The sequence below is a fragment of the Mesorhizobium sp. M7A.F.Ca.US.006.04.2.1 genome (assembly GCF_004022915.1).
In the GTDB taxonomy this organism is placed as follows: Bacteria; Pseudomonadota; Alphaproteobacteria; order Rhizobiales; family Rhizobiaceae; genus Mesorhizobium; species Mesorhizobium ciceri.
The window spans coordinates 1-3,309 of record NZ_RZQA01000738.1 but is presented as its reverse complement, the minus strand read 5'-3'; the positions used below and the strand labels follow the sequence as shown (position 1 = coordinate 3,309).

The window sequence follows — 3,309 nt, the reverse complement described above, 5'->3', positions numbered from 1 at the left end:
ACCTCGGCCCGTCGTCCCGGGTCATGTGCTGTTCGCCGAGGAAGCGGACCCACCAGACGGAGCTCGACTTGCCTGATACCTCATAGCCGATCTTGCGAAGCGCATCACGCGCCCTGAAAAATCCGAGCGGCGAAACCAGGATGTCGACATCGCCCGAGGGCTTCATAAAATGGTCGTCGTAGAGAAGTTGCTGCTGGAACGGACCCTTCAGAAAAACGAAATCGATCTCGCTGGCGCGCAGCACGTCCTGGATCGCCATCGAATCCATGATGCAGGACGCGTTCATCGAAACCGTTTTCCTGCGGTAGGTGTCGAGCCATTGGAAAAGCTTAGTTGGCCTCTGAAGCGCGGGTGCGCGCGAAAGCGCCTTGAGGACAAAGACGGCGACCTTGTTCAGCCTGGCAATCTCGGCAATTTTTTCACCGTCTAGATGGCGCATCGAAACGTCGCCCGCGCCCGGGCCGGCGAAAAACAATCGCAGGCAAGCCTGCACATAGGCCACCTCGCCGGCACAGCCGGCGGCGCGCAATCGTTCGTATGAGCCATCCGGCAAGGCCATTTAGCGCACAGTCTCCCAAGAAAGCGTTTCGCGCCGACACTTATGCTGCAAGTGCGAAGCAAGCATCACCAAAAACCTCGATGCCGTAAAGCCTTTCCTTCTGCAGTGCGAATTTTTGCCACCAAAGCGTCTATCGAGGTGGCATCGGAAAGCAGTGAAAACCGCGGTTGAAATGTCTCTTGCCACGTCGGCTTAGGCAATCTCCGGACGATTTCTCAAATGGAAATTCTTTTCATTAGAGAGGCCTAAATATAGGCACAACGCAAACGGCTTATGCAAGCAAAATCAAATGCTTAAAGAATCAGCACAGGCGCGATCGTCGTGCACAAGGAATCGGCTAAAAAATGACAAGTTTTAGGCATGCCGCTCATGTGACGACGCCAGCAACCGTAATTGATTAACAGAAAGTAAAACAGTCTTGACTCATAAATGCTGCCGTGCAGCTATTGCATTGCAGCATAAAAGTGCTGACGGCACTCGACAGGCCGTTTCCAGTCCTAAATCGGAGAGTAAAATGGAACAGAATGTTGAAAAGCATGAATATGAAACGCCAAGCCTGACGGTCCATGGTTCGATTGAGACCATCACCCAGGGCGGCGGCGGCAGCACGGCGATCGACGCATCGTTCCCCGCGCATACGCCGATTGGCGACCTGACGTTCTCCTGAGACTTACAGCCGATTCCAGAGTGACATGTTGGGACTCTGGATTCAAAAGCAGACGTAAGAGGGGTCGGGGGGCCAGCCTCCCGATTTCTCCTGCGCCACCTGGAGATGTCGCAGCGTTTTGTCAGCGAGGTTTGGGGATGAACGGGGAGCTATCCGACCGTGATCTGGGCGACCACGATAGCGTGTGCGCGACCAAGGATGCCGTGGCTTGCGAGTTCGGAGATGGCTTGGCGCTGCTCAATCTCAAATCCAATGTCTACTACAGCCTGAATGGCGTCGGCGCCTTCATCTGGGATTTGATCCAGGAACCCCGGTCGATCGGCGACATCCGCAGCGCCGTGCTTGCGCGCTACAATGTCGACCCGGCGCGCTGCCAGGCCGATGTCGACGCATTGCTGAAGGGCCTGGCCGATAATGGGCTTGCGAGACGGCATCATGAGGCACTTGTCTAAGCCGGTCCAGCACAAGTCCCTGGTTTCACGGGCCCTGGTTTCGCGGGCCTTGTCTTCGCGGGCCTTGTCTTCGCGGGCCACGGCTTTACGGCAGGAACCGGCGAGAGAAACAAACGTCAAGCAGACGAAGCGCGGGGGGAGCCGGCGCGGGCTGGTCAGGATTTTCTCCCTGAGTGGCTCGGAAATGATCTTCCTTGGCTATTGCCTGCTGGTGGTGGCGACAGTTCGGCTGGGGCTGACGCTGTTGTCCTACAATCGTGTACGCAGCCTGGTGACGCGCCTCGACGCGCGGCAGTGCGCCTCAATGGGCGAACTGCGGCGTGTCGCCTGGGGCGTTGCCGCCGCGGCCCGTTTCGTCCCTTACGCCACGTGCCTGACCCAGGCGCTCTCCGGCCAGTATATTCTCGCCCGCCAAGGCAATGAATCGACGATACGCATCGGCATCGAACGTGGCACAGGCGAGCAGTTGAAAGCACATGCCTGGCTGGTCAGCGACAACCATATCGTGCTTGGCGGATCGATCGACGGCTTCGCCCATCTCGTCGACCACGGCAGCCGATGAGCGGCGTCGCCGGAATCCTGTTGCGCGGAGCAAACGCACCGGCGGTCGCGGCGGCCGACATTCAGCAAATGCTGGCGCGCATGCGCCATCGTGGTCCTGACGGCAGTTCTTGGTGGCTGGACACCAGCATCGCCCTTGGCCACGCCTGGCTCAACACATCGGATGAAGTCGGTCCGGGCCCTTTGACGATGGCTGGGGGCCGGCTCGCCATCACCGCCGATTGCCGGCTGGACAACCGTGACGAGTTGCTGGCCAGGCTCGGTATCCGCGACCAGTCGGTAGCCGACGCGATCGTGCTGATGCGGGCCTATCTGCGCTGGGGCGAAGCCTGCCCGGAGCATCTGCAAGGCGATTTCGCCTTCGCCATCTGGGATGACGAGCGGCAATCGCTGTTTTGCGCGCGCGATCATTTTGGCGTCAAGCCGTTCTACTACCACGCGGCGGACCGGCGTTTTGCCTTTGCGTCGGAGATCGGTCCGATCCTGGGCGTCGAGGGTATCCGCGCACGTGTCAGCGAGCGCCAGATCTCCGGCTTCCTGGCCGGGCTTCCCGACGACCCGCAGTCGACCCCCTACAGCGATATATTCAGCCTGCCGGCCCGCCACAGCCTAACCGTCACCGCGCAACAAGTGATGCTGCGCCGATACTGGCAGATCGAGCCGTCGGCGCGGCCCTTGCGGTCGGATGCATCGGAGGAATTCGCCCATCTGTTCTCGCAATCGGTGCGCAACCGCATGCGAGGGACCTCGGCGGTCGGGGCAATGCTGAGCGGCGGCCTCGATTCCTCGTCTATCGCCTGTGTCGCCGGCCTGCAGAATGCCGCCGCGCGCAAGCCGAAGCTGCCAACCTTCTCGCTGATTTTCGAGAAGGGCTCGCCGATGGACGAGCGGCCCTTCATCGATGCCGTTCTCGACCAGCAGAAGGTCGACGCGACGCTGATCCCGGTTGGCAACTATGCCCCATTCGCCGAATTCGAGCGCGTGCTGGAAGAACAGGAAGGAACGTTCCTGGCGCCGGCAGTCCGGTAGATGCCGCGGGTGAGCGTCAGGCCCGGCGCCAAGGGCATCAA

Annotated in this window: 4 protein-coding genes and 1 pseudogene; 4 read left to right on the top strand and 1 reads right to left on the bottom strand. The window is 60.2% G+C overall.

What is annotated here, in order from left to right; all coding sequences use genetic code 11:
- Positions 1 to 559: nucleotidyltransferase family protein (locus EN925_RS29150; protein WP_164894457.1), on the bottom strand; the 559-nt coding region annotated here is incomplete at its 3' end.
- Between the two features lie 514 nt (positions 560 to 1,073).
- Here EN925_RS29150 and EN925_RS29145 point away from each other — a divergent pair.
- From EN925_RS29145 to EN925_RS29130, 4 genes and pseudogenes are all read left to right on the top strand, one after another.
- Positions 1,074 to 1,226 carry a lasso peptide gene (locus EN925_RS29145; protein WP_010913078.1) on the top strand — a complete coding sequence of 51 codons (153 nt, stop codon included), beginning with the start codon at positions 1,074 to 1,076 and terminating at the stop codon, positions 1,224 to 1,226.
- Between the two features lie 137 nt (positions 1,227 to 1,363).
- On the top strand, positions 1,364 to 1,678 hold the full coding sequence (locus EN925_RS29140) for a PqqD family protein (protein WP_013528114.1): 315 nt from the start codon (positions 1,364 to 1,366) through the stop codon (positions 1,676 to 1,678).
- Positions 1,679 to 1,862: 184 nt separating this feature from the next.
- The gene (locus tag EN925_RS29135) at positions 1,863 to 2,240 is read left to right on the top strand and encodes a lasso peptide biosynthesis B2 protein (protein ID WP_245460866.1); all 378 of its coding nucleotides are present in this window, start codon (positions 1,863 to 1,865) and stop codon (positions 2,238 to 2,240) included.
- Positions 2,237 to 3,256, top strand: a pseudogene (locus EN925_RS29130) (lasso peptide isopeptide bond-forming cyclase); the annotation flags it as partial. The gene EN925_RS29135 and the pseudogene EN925_RS29130, both read left to right, overlap by 4 nt.
- Positions 3,257 to 3,309 lie beyond the last annotated feature (53 nt).